The organism is Hoeflea sp. AS60 (genome assembly GCF_038900115.1).
Taxonomy (GTDB): domain Bacteria; phylum Pseudomonadota; class Alphaproteobacteria; order Rhizobiales; family Rhizobiaceae; genus Hoeflea.
In genome coordinates this window covers 622,889-638,454 of sequence record NZ_JBBMQP010000001.1, presented here as the reverse complement: position 1 = coordinate 638,454, position 15,566 = coordinate 622,889, and the positions used below count along the sequence as shown (strand labels likewise).

Here is a 15,566-nt window from a genome sequence, read left to right as displayed (position 1 = left end):
CGCATCCTTTCGGATGACCGGGTTCAGTCGGCCACCGGGACGATTTCGGGTTTCCTGCCTGCTCACGCGGGCGAGGCCAGACAGCGGACCGGGCCTGTGGCGGATCTTGCCCCCGTCCTGTATGCCCGCGTTCAGGTGGTTTCACCTGGACGATCACGGGCCTGCATCACCACGGTGGGGATGAGATGCGTGCCGGAAACCACGTGGACATGCTTCCGCCGCCACCCCACGTCCGGGGAGGCGGTCCGGCGCAAGCCGGAGATGCCAGCGTCGGGTCAAGACCCTCAAGCTGGCCAAGCGAAGCCGTCACTGCCTGTCGGATGCGGACATCATCCGGCGATACTCGGGCCGCGCGCGTGCTGCGCCACCTATACCTTATCTACCAGAGGCAAAGCCCGCGTGCGGCCCTCCGGATTACCGTTTCCTCAAACTCCGGCGTTGATCCGCGCGGAGCCCTTGGCATGCGCTCCAATCTCCTTGCGGCGTCGCGCGGCCCCTCGTTCACGAGGGGCACGCCGGATAAGAAATCCAGAGACTTATTCGATCGTGGCCTGCGTTGATCTGCTGCTGACCGTCGGCCTTCGGCTCGGGGCTGAGGCTTGAAAAGTGCCTCCAGCACGCCGATGAAGAGCGTTCGGGCGGGCGTGCCTAGCGGGTGCCGCGCTCGTTGCAAAACCCGTCATATCTTGGTGGTATTTCGCCCAAGCCGCTGAAAAATATTGGTAATAGGCAAAATTTGCCGAGCAATTTAGGGTTATATTAGGGTCGCGTATGCACGTCTTCAGCAAGGCCAACCCAGGGATTTATGCGTGCTTTCCAAACTTACTGCCAGAGGCTTCACCAGCTGGTTCATTGTCTTCGCCGGTCTGCTGGCTCTGGCCACCGTACTCTTTGGTCAAGCGCTGTGGTTTGCAGTCCCGGTGATTGCGGGACAAGGCTGCATCAGCGGCGGCACCTGCGGCGCGATGGCGGCAGTCATGGGCCTGTGGCTGCAGCCGTCGCTGCTTCTGGCCGCGGCTTGCGCCGGGACGGTCGCTTTCTACCGCCGCGGCCTGGCAGTTGGCTCGCGGTTCTGGGCACTGTTTCCGCTGGCGCTGCTTCTGCCAAACCTGCCATCGCTGTTCATGCTCGGCAATCTCTGGGGCGTTGATCTCGCGGCGGCATTCCTGTTCTTTCCGCGCTGGAGCCTGTTTGAACTTCTGCCGCTCATGGCGCTCGGTCTGCTTCTGTGTTTCCAGGTGGAATACATGCCGGGATTTGGCGGCTCGATTGCAGGCACGCGGCTTTATGGCAGCATCCCGATCGGCATGATCTACATTGTCAGCTGTCTCTGGATCTGTTCGGATCTCATCCTGTCGCTCGCCCCGCATTTGGGCGTTCCGGTCTCGGTGGCCCAGAGTTTTCGCGACGGGCTGCATTTCCCGCTGTCGATCGTGAATGGCGAGCTGGTCGCAGGGCTTCCGCCCTATGGTGAGAAGCCGGATCTTGTGGTTCCGATAGGCACCGTGATCAATCTGATCGCCTTCGCCATGCTCCTGTTCGCGCTCGTCTTTGACGGTTCGGGCCGCATGCGACGGGCCGGCGCGCTGATCTTCATCGAGAAGACCGAGGAGACGAGCGACGTGCCCATGTTCCGCCCGATCCGCAAATTCAAGGATTGAACGGCTTCAACGTCCCGACCCAATCCGTGTATGCTGAACGCTACCGGGCTGTCAGGCTCGGGTGAGTGGCATGTGTATATAGGGAAATTAGCATGGCTGAACGCAGCAATGAAGAACTCGAACAGGTCTACGCGGCAAAATCTCCTGAGGAGCTGAGCATGGCCTACGCTGCCTGGGCCGCCGCCTATGACCGCGATACGCTTGCTGCGGGCTACTGCCTGCCGTTTCAGGTGCTGGCCTGGGTGTCGCGTCACGTCAAACCGGAAACCGGACCGCTGCTCGATGCCGGCTGCGGCACGGGCCTGTCCGGGCCCTATCTCAAGGCGCTGGGATACACCGAAATTGCGGGCCTCGATTTTTCCGAAGACATGTTGCGGCTCGCCGCTTCGCGCGGAGCCTATGATGATCTCAAGCGCGCCACTCTGGGCGAAGTGCTGCCCTGGTCCGACAATCATTTCGCCGCGTTCTTTTCCACCGGCGTGTTCACCGAAGGCCACGCGCCGGCGTCCGGTCTCACCGAATTGTGCCGGATCACACGTCCGGGCGGGATCGCGATCTTCACGGTGCGCGATACAATTTTCCACAGTGGCGGATTCTCTGCGATGATAGCGGAGCTCAGCGAACGCGGTATCTGGCGGCAGCTCGAGCAAAGCCCTCCGTTCCGCGCTTTTGCGCTGGATGAGCCGGACGTCCTGGTAACGGCGCATGTGTTCAAGATGCTGGCCTGAGCGGCCTTCCTGCCTGTGACTACGCGGACGTATCCGGCGACGGTTCCGTTCGTTTCATGTCGCTTGAAACCGCAGCCAGGATCCACTCGCGAAACGCCTTGACCTTTGGCGTGTTGCGGCGACTTTCCGGATACACCAGCCATATGCCGATCTTGTCGTTGAAATGGTGATTGAACGGGGCAATCAGCCGCCCGGCGGCCAGTTCCTCGGCATAATAGATGTGATTGAGAATAGCGACGCCCTGGCCGGCGAGCGCCGCGTTGCTGCACATGTCCTGTTCGACGTAATTGTGCCGCGTGTGCGATGAGAGATCTGGCTCTGTGATGCCGACGCTGGCAAACCAGTTGAGCCATGAGGATTGTTGCGCACCGATGATCGGCAACCGCAGCAGGTCTTCGGGTCTGGGGAGGCTGCCGATACTGTCAGCCAGTGCGGGGCTCAGCATCGGCGTGAAGCTGAACCGGCCGAGCAGATGGCATTCAAGATCGGGCCAAGGGCCAACACCCCAGCGGATGGAGATATCCGCCGGATTACGGTTGAAATCGGTGATCTTGATGGCCCTTAGCAGCCGTACCGCAATTGCCGGGTAGTCGAGCTGGAAACTGCCGAGATTGCGCGCCAGCCAATGCGAGGCGAAGGTTGGCGAAGAATGGATCTCGAGTGTTTCGCTGGAGGCCTGGCGGGCCGAAAGCATGGCTTCATTCAGGAGCTCGAACGCCTTGGTGACATGGGGCAACATCCGCTCTGCGGTCTCGGTGTTGACAATCTGGCGTGGCTGGCGGAGAAACAATTGCTCGCTGAGGTTATCCTCCAGCAGCTTGACCTGATAGCTCACTGCAGTCTGGGTCATACCCAGCTCATCCGCAGCACGAGAGAAACTGCCGTGACGGGCGACGGCTTCGAACACGCGCAGGGCATTGAGCGGAAACTTCCTCGATAGTTTCATGCATAAGTTCTCTTTATGAGCCCAGACGGTAATTCCGTTGGAATTACAAGTCTCGTAGCGCCAAATTACCCCCAAGACATATCAAAAGGAAAGAGCGATGAGCGATAAGATCATCGCCACGCGCGGCCGATTGCCTCGGCTGAGCGCGCTGGCGAAGCTATGCCAGAAATCAGGCCAATGGCTTGCAAGCCTGATGCGTGGCCGCAGATCGGTGGCGGCTGAAGAACTGGATGACCGGCTCAAGCGGGACATCGGCATGGACCCGACCTTGCCGGAGGACCGCCGCACGGCACATTACCGAAAAATGTTGCAGCGCGACCAGCCGCTGTCCTGATCGCCAAATTCATTGCCCGCGCCGCCAAAAATTGGTATGAGCGCGGCCATGGGATCGAAATTCAGATGTCTCGCGCCTCAAATCTTTGTGCTGCAGGATCACAAGCGCCTGCCGGCACGGTTTTTCGCGCGCATATCCGGGGCGTTCGCCGGCCTGAGCGCCTGAGGCCTTCGCCTCTTCCGCCGTCCTTGTGACGGCTTTCTGATCCATTTTCTTCTATCTTCACTACGGACAATCATCATGACCGCACCGCGCACACTTTACGACAAGATCTGGGACGACCACATGGTCGATCAGCAGGACGATGGCACCTGCCTGCTCTATATAGACCGCCACCTCGTCCACGAAGTCACCAGCCCGCAGGCATTCGAAGGTCTGCGCACCGCGCACCGCAAGGTTCGCGCACCGGAAAAGACGCTGGCTGTTGTCGATCACAACGTGCCGACCTCGCCGGACCGGGCGCAGGGCATCAAGAACGAGGAAAGCCGTATCCAGGTCGAAGCGCTGGCCACAAACTCTGCTGAATTCGGCGTCGAGTATCTCAACGAGAATGACAAGCGTCAGGGCATCGTCCACATCGTCGGCCCGGAGCAGGGCTTCACGCTTCCCGGCACCACGATCGTCTGCGGCGACAGCCACACTTCGACCCACGGCGCGTTCGGCGCACTGGCGCACGGCATCGGCACATCGGAAGTCGAGCATGTGCTCGCGACCCAGACGCTGATCCAGCGCAAGGCCAAGAACATGCTGGTCGAGGTCAATGGCGTGCTGCCCGAGGGCGTCACCGCCAAGGACATCATCCTCGCCATCATCGGCGAAATCGGCACTGCCGGCGGCACCGGCCACGTCATCGAGTTCGCCGGCGAAGCTATCCGTGCGTTGTCGATGGAAGGCCGCATGACGGTCTGCAACATGACCATCGAAGCCGGCGCCCGTGCAGGCCTGATCGCGCCGGACGAGAAGACCTACGAGTACTTCAAGGACCGGCCCCGCGCGCCCAAGGGCAAGGCTTGGGACATGGCTGTCGCCTACTGGAAGTCGCTGCCGTCCGACGAGGGCGCCCATTACGACAAGATCGTCCGTCTCGATGCAGCTGCGCTGCCGCCGATCGTTTCCTGGGGCTCCTCGCCGGAGGACGTGATTGCGGTCACCGGCGTTGTGCCCAATCCCGACGACATCAAGGACGAGGCCAAGCGGACCTCAAAATGGCGGGCGCTCGATTACATGGGTCTCAAGCCCGGCACCAAGATCACCGACATTGCCATTGACCGGGTCTTCATCGGCTCGTGCACCAATGGCCGCATCGAGGACCTGCGCGCTGCTGCCGCAGTGGTCGAAGGCAAGACCGTCAGCCCGAATGTCGACGCGATGATCGTTCCGGGTTCGGGGCTGGTCAAGGAACAGGCCGAAGCCGAAGGTCTCGACGTGATCTTCAAGGCAGCCGGTTTTGACTGGCGCGAGCCGGGCTGCTCGATGTGTCTGGCGATGAACGACGACCGGCTGAAGCCGGGCGAACGCTGCGCCTCTACATCGAACCGCAACTTCGAAGGCCGCCAGGGCTTCAAGGGCCGCACGCACCTTGTTTCGCCGGCGATGGCGGCAGCTGCGGCAGTGGCCGGGCATTTCGTCGATATCCGCGAGTGGAACTGATCGTTCCTCACTGCCTGAATGACTAAAACACAAGAGCCCGCCGGTCGCCCGGCGGGTTCGTTCGTTTTGGTGGCTGACCCCGGTGCACCATTGGGGCTGGTGTCAGCTCAGGTGCAGATGGGCTTCGATGGCTGCGGCGATGAAGGCGTGGCGGGCTTTGCGGGGGGCTGCTTCGCCGTGGACGACTTCTTCGCAGGCCTTATCGGCATCGCGGTAACGGCTGCCGTGGGTATCCGGCCAGTTCCGGTGCAGAACTTTTTGAGCCTGTCGCGCGGTTTTCACGGTGCGATGAAGCCCCGTTTCCGGGTCATCGATGGTAATCGGATTGTTCCAAGCTGTTGAACGCATGATACTTCCTCCTTCGACTAGGAATACAGTGTCCGCCTATCTCAGCCGAAGGTCACGAGCATTTCGCGCGCATGGTTACATGATGGTGCCTGAAATCCCCGGCAAAGCCTGACGTTGTGCCGTTTTGGTGCAGAACTTGCGAAAAACCGGAATTATACGGCCAAACGGTGCGTTCCCCGGGAGACAAAACGCCCGCTTTGGCGGGCGTTTTGTATCAGATCAGTGCTGGCGGTATTATCGAGCGCTTACGGCCGGATCACGCAGACGCCGCCGCCGCCGCAGGCGTTGCTGTTCTTGTCAACGATGATGACTTTCGGGCCTGATCGGCTGACCGAGCCCGAGGTGCCGTTGCTCTCGAAGCGGATTGTCACGTCGTCGTCGTTGCGTTTGATCCGGCTCGAAGGCGCACTCACCGAGGACGAATTCGAGCGGCTCGGTGCGCCGATCCGCGAGGTCGACCGCTTATTGTCGTTCTTGTCGATGATGATGACGGTGACGTTGTCCTTGTCGCGCAGCAATTTCGACTTCGCCGACGGGGGGCTGGGCTCGTTTGCCATCGCGGTGGCGCCCATCCCTAATCCGATCAGCAGGGCGAGAGCTGCCTGGGCAGATCTGCGGGCACTGGTGCGCGAAAAGAGATTGAGGGTCATTGCCGTTTCCTTCTTGCAGGTTCGCAGGCTTGCGGGGTCGCAGGGATGTCCGGGCGTCGGGATCGTCCCTGAAGCGCGGTCTTCCGGACCCATGGTTCATACTGCCGCGCCAGACCGTGCTGACTGTCGCAGACAATCTTGACCGCATTGTGCATGAGGCCCGATCGGGAGTCACGCCGAGGCGCGGGCAATCGCCGGTTAACGTTAAGATGCTGCCACCGGTCACGGCTCCAGCCAGCGCTGGCGCGGTGCGACTTTCGGCAGGCTTGACCGTGACGCGGCTTTCAACCAAACATGCCGCCATGGACACGCCCAAGAACATCGACATTTCGCTTTTGCGCCTGAACGACGCGCATCATCTTTCGCCGCTGCTGGCTGCCTATGTGCAATCACTCAAGCGTGGCGCGCCGCGCCGGCCGGATGACTACTACGCCGAAACCCTGCTGCAGGACCGGACCGCCCAGGTTTTTGGCGCCCGTCTTGATGGGGAGATGGTCGGGTTCGTCGTCTTCTATGATCTGCCCGATCCGGTGAGCGGAATGCGGCTGGGTCAGGTTGATCATCTTTATGTCAGCCATCTGCATCGCAAGATGGGCATCGCCCAGGCGATGATCGACATGCTGAGTGAGGAAAGCGACGCCCATGGCTGGTCGCGAATCATCCTCAACGCGCCGCGACAGCCGGAAGAAGGTCGCAAGCTCTATGAAAAACTTGCCACCAAGGCGGATTTTTCCAGCTGGGAACTGCGATTCGACCATTCGCGCTGATTGTTTTTGCGATGCAAAATCATCGGAGTGACGTGAAAGAGCGGCTTGATGTCGCGCATTCCTGCGTTGTTAAGCATTTTGAATCGTTTGAAGCGCTATTGAGGGCAAAAGCTGGCTCAGCTTTCTACGAAAGCGGCGCCGTCGGCGGCAATCCGGGCTTTGACGCGGTGCACATAACGCACTAAAACCCCTGCACAGCCGCCACGGATCACTTCGCGGATTCGCGGGCGGCTCTCCTTGAGGGAACAAAGGACAAGGTCCCTATGACCAATGTGACGCAGAACCGGCCGTTGTCGCCGCACCTGAGCATCTACAAACAAATTCCGACCATGGTGATGTCGATCATGCACCGGTTCACCGGCATGGCGCTATATGCCGGCACGCTGCTGGTCGCCTGGTGGCTGGTGGCCGCCGCTTCGGGCGAGGCTTATTTCGACTGGGTCAACGGCATCTTCGGCTCGTTCCTCGGACGCCTCGTGCTGTTCGGCTACACATGGGCGCTGATGCATCACCTGCTTGGCGGGCTTCGGCATTTCGTCTGGGACACCGGTCGCGGCTTTGATCCGCAGACATCGACGAAAATGGCCTGGGCGACACTCGCCGGCTCGATCATCCTGACGATCCTGATCTGGATCGTTGGTTATGCAGTCCGGTTCTAGGAGAGAGTTATGGATACCAACAAGATGCGTACGCCTCTCTCTAAGGTTCGCGGGCTCGGCTCGGCCAAGGAAGGCACCGACCATTTCTGGCGCCAGCGGCTGACGGCCGTCGCCAACGTGCCGCTGCTCCTGTTCTTCATTGTCTTCATCATCGCCAATAATGGCGAGCCCTATGCGGTTGTTGCCGGAGCAATGTCCAATCCGCTGGTGGCGGTGCTGATGGGGCTGGTGCTGATTTCGGGCATTATTCACATGAAGCTCGGTATGCAAGTGATCATCGAGGACTATATCCATGCCGAGGGCATGAAGGTGAGCCTTCTGATCCTCAACACATTCTTCTGCATCGTGATCGGCGCCGTGTCGCTGTTTGCGGTTCTCAAACTCGGCTTTGGAGGCTGACAGATCATGGTCATGACGTCGAGCGTCAATATTGGCGGACGTGAATATTCGATTGTCGATCACGCCTATGACGTGGTTGTTGTGGGCGCCGGCGGCGCCGGACTGCGCGCCACTCTGGGCATGGCCGAACAAGGCTTCCGCACCGCCTGCATCTCCAAGGTGTTTCCGACCCGGTCGCACACGGTGGCCGCACAGGGCGGCATCGCAGCCTCGCTAACCAACATGACGCCAGACAGTTGGCAGTGGCACATGTATGACACCGTCAAGGGTTCGGACTGGCTCGGCGATGTCGATGCCATGCAGTACCTGACCATGGAAGCGCCCAAGGCGGTCTATGAGCTTGAGCATTACGGCGTGCCGTTCTCGCGCACCGAAGATGGCCGCATCTACCAGCGGCCGTTTGGCGGTCACATGCAGAATTACGGTGAAGGCCCTCCCGTGCAGCGCACCTGTGCTGCTGCCGACCGGACCGGCCACGCCATCCTACACACGCTTTATGGCCAGTCGCTCAAGCACAATGCCGAGTTCTTCATCGAGTATTTCGCGCTTGATCTGCTGATGGAAGACGATGGCCGTTGCACCGGCGTTGTTGCCTGGAACCTTGATGACGGCACCATTCACCGCTTCTCGGCGAAGATGGTGGTGCTGGCGACCGGCGGTTATGGCCGCGCCTATTTCTCGGCCACATCGGCGCATACCTGCACCGGCGATGGCGGCGGCATGATTGCCCGCGCCGGTCTGCCGCTCCAGGACATGGAGTTCGTGCAGTTTCACCCGACCGGGATCTACGGCGCAGGCTGCCTGATCACCGAGGGTGCGCGCGGCGAAGGCGGCTACCTGGTCAACTCCGAAGGCGAGCGCTTCATGGAGCGCTATGCGCCGTCTGCCAAGGATCTGGCGTCGCGTGACGTTGTCTCGCGTTGCATGACCATGGAAATCCGCGAAGGCCGTGGCGTTGGCAAGGCCAAGGACCACATCTTCCTGCACCTCGATCACCTTGATCCGGCGGTGCTGCACGAGCGGCTTCCGGGCATCTCGGAAAGCGCCAAGATCTTCGCCGGTGTCGACGTGACCCGCGAGCCGATCCCGGTTCTGCCGACGGTGCACTACAACATGGGTGGCATTCCGACCAACTACTGGGGCGAAGTGTTGAACCCGACGACAGAGTCTCCGGACAAGGTGACACCGGGCCTGATGGCTGTCGGCGAAGCCGGCTGTGCTTCGGTGCATGGCGCCAATCGTCTGGGTTCAAACTCGCTGATCGACCTTGTGGTGTTCGGCCGTGCGGCCGCGATCCGCGCCGGCGAAGTGATCGACCGCGCATCGGCGATCCCGCAGGTCAACGAGACCTCCTTCGAGAAGATCATGACCCGCTTCGACGGCATCCGTCATGCCAACGGCTCGCAGCCGACGGCTGTGCTGCGCGAGAAGATGCAGCGCACCATGCAGGAAGACGCTGCCGTGTTCCGCACCCAGGAATCGCTCGAATCCGGTTGCAAGCGGATGAGCGCGATCTGGGCCGAGCTGCCTGATGTGAAGGTCACCGACCGCTCGCTGATCTGGAACTCGGACCTGATGGAAACGCTGGAACTCGACAATCTGATGGCCAACGCCATCACGACCGTCTACGGCGCCGAAGCCCGCAAGGAAAGCCGCGGCAGCCACGCGCGCGAAGACTATGTCGATGGCCCATTTGGCGGCCGCGACGACGAGAACTGGCGCAAGCATACGCTGGCCTGGGTGGACGAGAAGGGCAAGGTCAAGCTCGATTACCGCCCTGTTCACACCGAGCTGATTGCCGAGGGCATCGATCTCGCCAAGATCGCGCCCAAGGCCCGCGTGTATTAAGAGGGAACAGAGACAATGGTTGAACTCACACTCCCGAAGAATTCGCAGCCGAAGCCCGGCAAGACCTGGCCGAAGCCGGAAGGTGCCAAGAACACGCGCGAATTCAAGATCTATCGCTGGTCGCCCGATGATGGTGAAAACCCGCGCATCGACACGTTCCACATCGACACCGATGATTGCGGACCGATGGTTCTTGATGGCCTGTTGTGGATCAAGAGCAAGATCGACGCGACACTGACCCTGCGCCGCTCGTGCCGCGAGGGCATCTGCGGTTCCTGCGCAATGAACATCGACGGCACCAACACGCTCGCCTGCACCAAGGGTCTCGATGAGATCGACGGTGCGGTGAAGGTCTATCCGCTGCCGCATCTGCCGGTGGTCAAGGACCTGGTGCCGGACCTGACCAATTTCTATGCCCAGCACCGCTCGATCGAGCCATGGCTGAAAACCGTGTCGCCGACGCCGGCGAAGGAGTGGAAGCAGAGCCACGAGGATCGGGCCAAGCTCGATGGCCTCTACGAGTGCATCCTGTGCGCCTGCTGCTCGACCTCGTGCCCGAGCTACTGGTGGAACGGCGACCGTTATCTCGGCCCCGCCGTGCTGCTGCAGGCCTATCGCTGGCTGATCGATTCACGCGACGAAGCCACCGGCGAGCGGCTCGATGATCTCGAGGATCCGTTCCGGCTCTACCGCTGCCACACGATCATGAACTGCGCGCAGACCTGCCCCAAGGGCTTGAACCCTGCCAAGGCGATTGCCGAAATCAAGAAGATGATGGTCGAGCGCCGGGTTTAGGACCGAGCTGTTCGTCATTCAAATGACTGAAATTGAAAAGGCCACCCAAGCGGGTGGCCTTTTTGTTTGCCGGCTATCGATCTGAAAGGTGCTCATCCTAGCGCTTGCGTCAGGTCCGCAATCAGGTCAGCCGCATCCTCGATGCCGACGGAGACACGGATCAGGCTTGGCGGGATGCCGGTGTGCGGTTCGATGGTGTGGCGGTGTTCAACCAGGCTTTCGACGCCGCCGAGCGACGTTGCGCGGTGAAACAGCTGGAGCTTGCCGACCACGGCGAGTGCTTCGGCAGCACCACCCTCGACCAGGAATGACATCAGGCAACCGAAACCGCCTGACATCTGCGCCGAAGCGATGTCGTGGCCGGGATGGCTTTCAAGGCCTGGATAATAGACGTCTGCGACCTTTGGATGCGCTTTAAGCCATGTAGCGATCTTTTGCGTCGAGCGGGACATTTGTGCGACCCGAAGTGGCAATGTCCGCATGCCGCGCAAGAGCAGCCAGGCCTCGAATGGTCCGAGCACGGCGCCGGCGTCGTGGCGGTCGGCCTTGATGTCGGTCCAGATTTTTGCGGCTGGTGCGGAGGTGGCAAGCACGCCGGCCAGCACATCGGAATGGCCGTTGATGCCCTTGGTGGCCGAATGCATGACGATGTCGGCACCGTGCTGCAGCGGACGCTGCAGCACCGGTGTTGCGGCCGTGGAATCAACTGCCAGCAATCCGCCTGCCTGATGCGCGCATTTGGCTGCATGGGCGATGTCGACGGTCTTCAGCCAGGGGTTCGAGGGTGTTTCGATGAATACCATACCTGGGGTATGGGCACTGCAGGCAGCTTCGAGCGCGGTTGCGTCAGAGGCATCGACTTCATGAAGTGTGATCTGGCGGCGGGCGGAGAAATCCCTGAGCCACTTGGTCGTGCCCCAGTAGATGCCGGACTGCACGACGATGGTGGCACCGTTCGGCAGGGTGCGGAACAGTGCCGCGATTGCCGCCATGCCGGAGGGGAACAGCAGCGCTTCCTCGGCACCTTCGAGCCGCGCCAGCACATTCTCCGCGATGCGGACAATGTCGGAATTGTCCCGCGAGTAGATGTTGTCCGGATTGACCAGCGCATAATTCTCGTCGCGCACGAAGGTGGTCGAAGGCTGGATCGGCGGAGTGACGCCGCCTGATGGCATGTCAATGACGCCGCCGGCCTGGGCCGCGATGGTGGAGGGCTTGAGATCGTTGGGCAGTGTCATGCGAGATCTGTCTTTCCCTGGCCTGGCCGCCAGCTTTGCGGACGCATGCCGAGCGCCCGTCCTTCCCATCGTGTCTATGCAGTCTCACGATGAATTTCAACGCTGTCGAACTGACGGCTGGCCCCGAATCGTCATGCAGCATCCGTGACTATGACGACGTTGCCTTTCCTTGCCGGGTTTTTGAACCAGGCGTGCGCATCTGCTGCCTGGTTCAGCGGAAACTGGCGGTCGATATAGGGCTTGAACCGTCCGTCGCTGGCAAGGTCCGCCAAAAGCCGAAGGTCTTCGGCGCGTTCCGGCGCATAGCCGCCCATTGCCTCGCGGCTGCCGGTCTTGCGGGCAAACAGTGTGCCGAGCAACTGCCACAGATTGGCCGAGACCAGCAGCAGCCGGCCGCCGGGCTTGAGTGCCGCGCCATATTTCGCGTAGGTCGCGGTGCCGCTGGTGTCGAGAATGATGTCATAGGCGTCTGTCGCACTGGCTGCATCTTCGTGGCTGTAATCAAGCACCGCATCGGCGCCGAGCGAGCGGACCATGTCGAGCTTTTCGGTGGAGGCCACTCCTGTGACATGAGCCCCGAAGTGTTTTGCCAGCTGCACGGCTGCGTTGCCGACCCCGCCAGCGGCGCCGATGATCAGCACGGCGTCACCGGGTTTGATGTTTGCCATGTTTCGCAGGAAGTGGAGTGCCGTTGACCCGCCAAAGGATAGCGCGACGGCTTCATCGAGGGCAAGATTGTCCGGTGCCGGCACGATTGCCGCGTCTTGGTGAATGACGGCATATTCCGCGTAACCACCAAAGCGTGCGCCGGGATAGGCAATGATCCGGTCGCCGGTCTTGAAGCGGGTGACCTGTTCGCCGACAGCCTCGATCACGCCAGCGAATTCGGTTCCGAGTAGCTGGCGGCGCGGGTGGCAAAGGCCGAACACCAGCCGCCCGACCAGTCCGAAGCCCGGCGGCATGTCGAGGCTGCGGGCGCGATAGTCGCCGGCGGTGACGCTGGTGGCGTGGATGCGCACCAGAACCTCGTCGGGTTTGGGAACAGGTTTGGCGAGCTCGATGGGCTTGAGGACCTCCGGCGGCCCGTAATTGGTATAGGCGATGGCTTTCATGATTGACGTCTCCATTTCATGCCCCTTCTATATCCATGCGATGGTGCAGAATAAATTGACCAGAAGCAGCCATATGATATGCATTTTTGCATGGATTGGAGATCTGTCAATTTCGACTGGAATCGGGCGCGGGCCTTTCTGGTCACCGCTGAGGAGGGCTCGTTGTCAGCGGCGGCCCGGGCGCTCGGCATGGCGCAGCCAACGCTGGGCCGTCAGGTTTCGGCACTTGAACAGGAGCTCGGCGTGGCCTTGTTCGAGCGGGTCGGGCGCGGGCTGACGCTGACGCCGAGTGGACTTGAGCTGATGGATCACGTGCGGGCCATGGGCGAGGCGGCGGCGCGGATGTCGCTCAGCGCCTCGGGCAAGGCGCAGGCCATCGAGGGCACGGTATCGATCAGCGCCAGCGAGGTTGATTCGGCCTACCGGCTCCCCGCCATCGTTGCCAGGCTCAGGCAAGCCGCGCCCGGGATCGATATCGAGATTGTCGCCACCAATTCCGAAAGTGATCTCAGACGGCGCGAGGCCGATATTGCCATTCGCAATTACCGACCAACGCAACCCAATCTGGTGGCCCGCAAGATCCGTGACATTCATGGCCGCATCTATGCGACGCCTGGCTATCTCGAGAGCATTGGCAACCCCTCGACGCCGGAAGGCTTTAACGAGGCGGATTTCATCGGCTTCAACCGCTCGGGCGAGTTCATTGCAGCCATGACCCGCTTCGGACTGACACTGACCCAGCGAAACTTCCCGGTGGTTTCTGGGAGCCATCTGGTGCAGTGGAGCCACGTCAGGTCCGGGCTCGGGATCGGCATCATGGCAGCTGATATCGGCGATGTGGAGCCGGGCGTGGTTCAGGTGCTGCCGGATCTTGATCCTATTGTGATCCCGGTCTGGCTGGTGGCGCACCGGGAGGTCCACACCAGCCGGCGGGTGCGGCTGGTGTTTGATCTGATCGCCGCCGAATTGGGACGTGGCTGAGGCTGTCACCGGAATGTGGTGCATTGCCGGAAGGATCAGGCAGGCGCGGTCAATCGCACAAAACGCCAGACCAGGGCGCTGGCTGCAATCAGCAACCCCAGGCCGAAGCCGATCCAGATTCCGGGTGGGCCAAAGCCGAGTGTGAAGCCGAACAGATATGAGCCGGGAAGCGCCACGCCCCAGAAGGCGAATATCGAAATCAGCGTCGGCACGCGGGTGTCGACCATGCCGCGCAGCGCGCCGTAGCATGAGGCTTGAACGCCGTCGACGATCTGCATGAAGGCCATCGTCAGGAACATCGCCGCAGCGAGGGTGACGACTTCGGGGTCGTTTGACAGGCTCGCGGCGATGGCCCTGCCGAAAACCACCAGCAGCACCGTGATGATTGCCATCCACGCAATGACGGTGAGAATGGCGCTGAAGCCGATGGCGCGGAGTCGCGCAAATTCGAGGCCGCCACGAGCCTCGCTGATGCGGATACCGACGGCGGCGGCCATGCCGAGCGGCGCCATGTAGATCACGGCGCTGATCGAGCCCACCACCTGGTTGGCTGCGAGCGCTGCGGCGCCGAACCAGCCGATCATCAGGCCTGCCAGAGTGTAGGCCCCGCCTTCGCCGATATAGGTCATGGCGATCGGCCATCCCTGGCTGAACTGCAGCCGCATTTCGCTGAATGACAGGCGGCTGGGCAGCCGGAATGTGGCCATCTGTTCGGCCATGCGCCAATGCACAAAGGCTGCAGTCAGCGCCAGGCTTTGCGACGTGAGGCTGGCAATGCCTGCGCCGAGCAGGCCGAGACCGGGCCAGCCAAAGGCGCCGTGAATCATCAGCCAGTTGAGTGGAATGTTGATGGCGACTGCCGACATCGCATAGGCGACGCCGAGCCAGGGCCGGTCGATTGCGTCAAACAGTCCCTTGAACAGTGTGAGACCTGAAAACGGTATCAGCATCAGCGCCATGCAGCTCCAGTAGGGCAGCAGCAATGACAGCACCGGCTCGGGCTGGCCGGCAATCCTGAGCAGCGGAAAACCGGCAATCATCAAAGTTGCGGCCACGGCACCGGAGATCAATGCCAGCCCGAGCCCGTTTTTCACCGTGGACGACATGGCCCGCGCATCATCGGCGCCACGGGCATGGGCGATCAGCACGGAGATGATAGAAATCAGGCCGTAAAGCCCTGAAAACATCAGAACCAGCGTGTTTGCTGTCAGACCGGCGGCGGCGAGTGGTTCGGTGCCCAGCGGCGCGATCATGATTGTGTCGACAACCTCGATCAGCGTGGCCGCGGACAGGCCGACAATGATCGGTACTGCCAGATGCAGCATTGCAGGCCATTCCCGCCTGATACCGGCCAAGAGGCTGTCATTGTCAATGTGCGTGGCGGTCATTCAGTCTCAAGCCTTGGTCAATTCAACCGGGATGCGGCGATCTCCTACACCCGTTAACGGAA

The 15,566-nt window shown here is 61.3% G+C and carries 16 protein-coding genes; 10 read left to right on the top strand and 6 right to left on the bottom strand.

The features are described from left to right. Positions 1–809: 809 nt before the first annotated feature. Together WNZ14_RS02980 and WNZ14_RS02975 are read left to right on the top strand one after the other, a co-directional pair. Positions 810–1,661: a hypothetical protein gene (locus WNZ14_RS02980; RefSeq protein WP_342867114.1), complete on the top strand. Its 852-nt coding sequence runs from the start codon at positions 810–812 to the stop codon at positions 1,659–1,661. Between the two features lie 92 nt (positions 1,662–1,753). After that, entirely contained in the window at positions 1,754–2,389 is a 636-nt protein-coding gene (locus tag WNZ14_RS02975) for a class I SAM-dependent methyltransferase (RefSeq protein ID WP_342867113.1), read from the top strand. Between the two features lie 19 nt (positions 2,390–2,408). Here WNZ14_RS02975 and WNZ14_RS02970 read toward each other — a convergent pair whose 3' ends face one another. Further along, complete coding sequence (locus tag WNZ14_RS02970) at positions 2,409–3,335, bottom strand: LysR substrate-binding domain-containing protein (protein ID WP_342867112.1); 927 nt, start codon at positions 3,333–3,335, stop codon at positions 2,409–2,411. Between the two features lie 97 nt (positions 3,336–3,432). On the opposite strand from WNZ14_RS02970, the gene WNZ14_RS02965 reads away from it, so the two are divergent. Continuing rightward, positions 3,433–3,669: a hypothetical protein gene (locus tag WNZ14_RS02965; protein ID WP_342867111.1), complete on the top strand. Its 237-nt coding sequence runs from the start codon at positions 3,433–3,435 to the stop codon at positions 3,667–3,669. 240 nt (positions 3,670–3,909) lie between these two features. Continuing rightward, positions 3,910–5,319, top strand: coding sequence for a 3-isopropylmalate dehydratase large subunit (gene leuC / locus WNZ14_RS02960; protein WP_342867110.1), 1,410 nt, complete (start codon positions 3,910–3,912; stop codon positions 5,317–5,319). A 102-nt stretch (positions 5,320–5,421) separates the two neighbouring features. Here leuC and WNZ14_RS02955 read toward each other — a convergent pair whose 3' ends face one another. Both WNZ14_RS02955 and WNZ14_RS02950 read right to left on the bottom strand, forming a co-directional pair. Continuing rightward, positions 5,422–5,667, bottom strand: a complete 246-nt coding sequence (locus WNZ14_RS02955) for a DUF982 domain-containing protein (protein ID WP_342867109.1) — start codon at positions 5,665–5,667, stop codon at positions 5,422–5,424. 245 nt (positions 5,668–5,912) lie between these two features. Continuing rightward, on the bottom strand, positions 5,913–6,317 hold the full coding sequence (locus WNZ14_RS02950) for a hypothetical protein (protein WP_342867108.1): 405 nt from the start codon (positions 6,315–6,317) through the stop codon (positions 5,913–5,915). Between the two features lie 302 nt (positions 6,318–6,619). Here WNZ14_RS02950 and WNZ14_RS02945 point away from each other — a divergent pair, with 302 nt between their 5' ends. The 5 genes from WNZ14_RS02945 to WNZ14_RS02925 all read left to right on the top strand — a co-directional run bounded on the left by WNZ14_RS02945 (position 6,620) and on the right by WNZ14_RS02925 (position 10,785). Then, positions 6,620–7,084, top strand: coding sequence for a GNAT family N-acetyltransferase (locus WNZ14_RS02945; RefSeq protein WP_342868492.1), 465 nt, complete (start codon positions 6,620–6,622; stop codon positions 7,082–7,084). A gap of 263 nt (positions 7,085–7,347) precedes the next feature. Next, positions 7,348–7,743, top strand: a complete 396-nt coding sequence (gene sdhC / locus WNZ14_RS02940; protein WP_342867107.1) for a succinate dehydrogenase, cytochrome b556 subunit — start codon at positions 7,348–7,350, stop codon at positions 7,741–7,743. Positions 7,744–7,752: 9 nt separating this feature from the next. Next, entirely contained in the window at positions 7,753–8,142 is a 390-nt protein-coding gene (sdhD, locus tag WNZ14_RS02935; RefSeq protein WP_342867106.1) for a succinate dehydrogenase, hydrophobic membrane anchor protein, read from the top strand. Between the two features lie 12 nt (positions 8,143–8,154). Continuing rightward, the gene (gene sdhA / locus WNZ14_RS02930; RefSeq protein ID WP_342868491.1) at positions 8,155–9,990 is read left to right on the top strand and encodes a succinate dehydrogenase flavoprotein subunit; all 1,836 of its coding nucleotides are present in this window, start codon (positions 8,155–8,157) and stop codon (positions 9,988–9,990) included. Positions 9,991–10,005: 15 nt separating this feature from the next. Beyond that, positions 10,006–10,785, top strand: coding sequence for a succinate dehydrogenase iron-sulfur subunit (locus WNZ14_RS02925; protein ID WP_342867105.1), 780 nt, complete (start codon positions 10,006–10,008; stop codon positions 10,783–10,785). Between the two features lie 92 nt (positions 10,786–10,877). Here WNZ14_RS02925 and WNZ14_RS02920 read toward each other — a convergent pair whose 3' ends face one another. Next, positions 10,878–12,023, bottom strand: a complete 1,146-nt coding sequence (locus WNZ14_RS02920) for an aminotransferase class I/II-fold pyridoxal phosphate-dependent enzyme (RefSeq protein WP_342867104.1) — start codon at positions 12,021–12,023, stop codon at positions 10,878–10,880. A gap of 131 nt (positions 12,024–12,154) precedes the next feature. After that, on the bottom strand, positions 12,155–13,150 hold the full coding sequence (locus WNZ14_RS02915; protein ID WP_342867103.1) for an NAD(P)-dependent alcohol dehydrogenase: 996 nt from the start codon (positions 13,148–13,150) through the stop codon (positions 12,155–12,157). A 75-nt stretch (positions 13,151–13,225) separates the two neighbouring features. Between WNZ14_RS02915 and WNZ14_RS02910 the strand changes: the two genes are divergently transcribed. After that, entirely contained in the window at positions 13,226–14,116 is an 891-nt protein-coding gene (locus tag WNZ14_RS02910) for a LysR family transcriptional regulator (protein WP_342867102.1), read from the top strand. A 35-nt stretch (positions 14,117–14,151) separates the two neighbouring features. On the opposite strand, the gene WNZ14_RS02905 is transcribed toward WNZ14_RS02910, so the two are convergent. Beyond that, positions 14,152–15,504, bottom strand: a complete 1,353-nt coding sequence (locus tag WNZ14_RS02905; protein WP_342867101.1) for an MATE family efflux transporter — start codon at positions 15,502–15,504, stop codon at positions 14,152–14,154. Positions 15,505–15,566 lie beyond the last annotated feature (62 nt).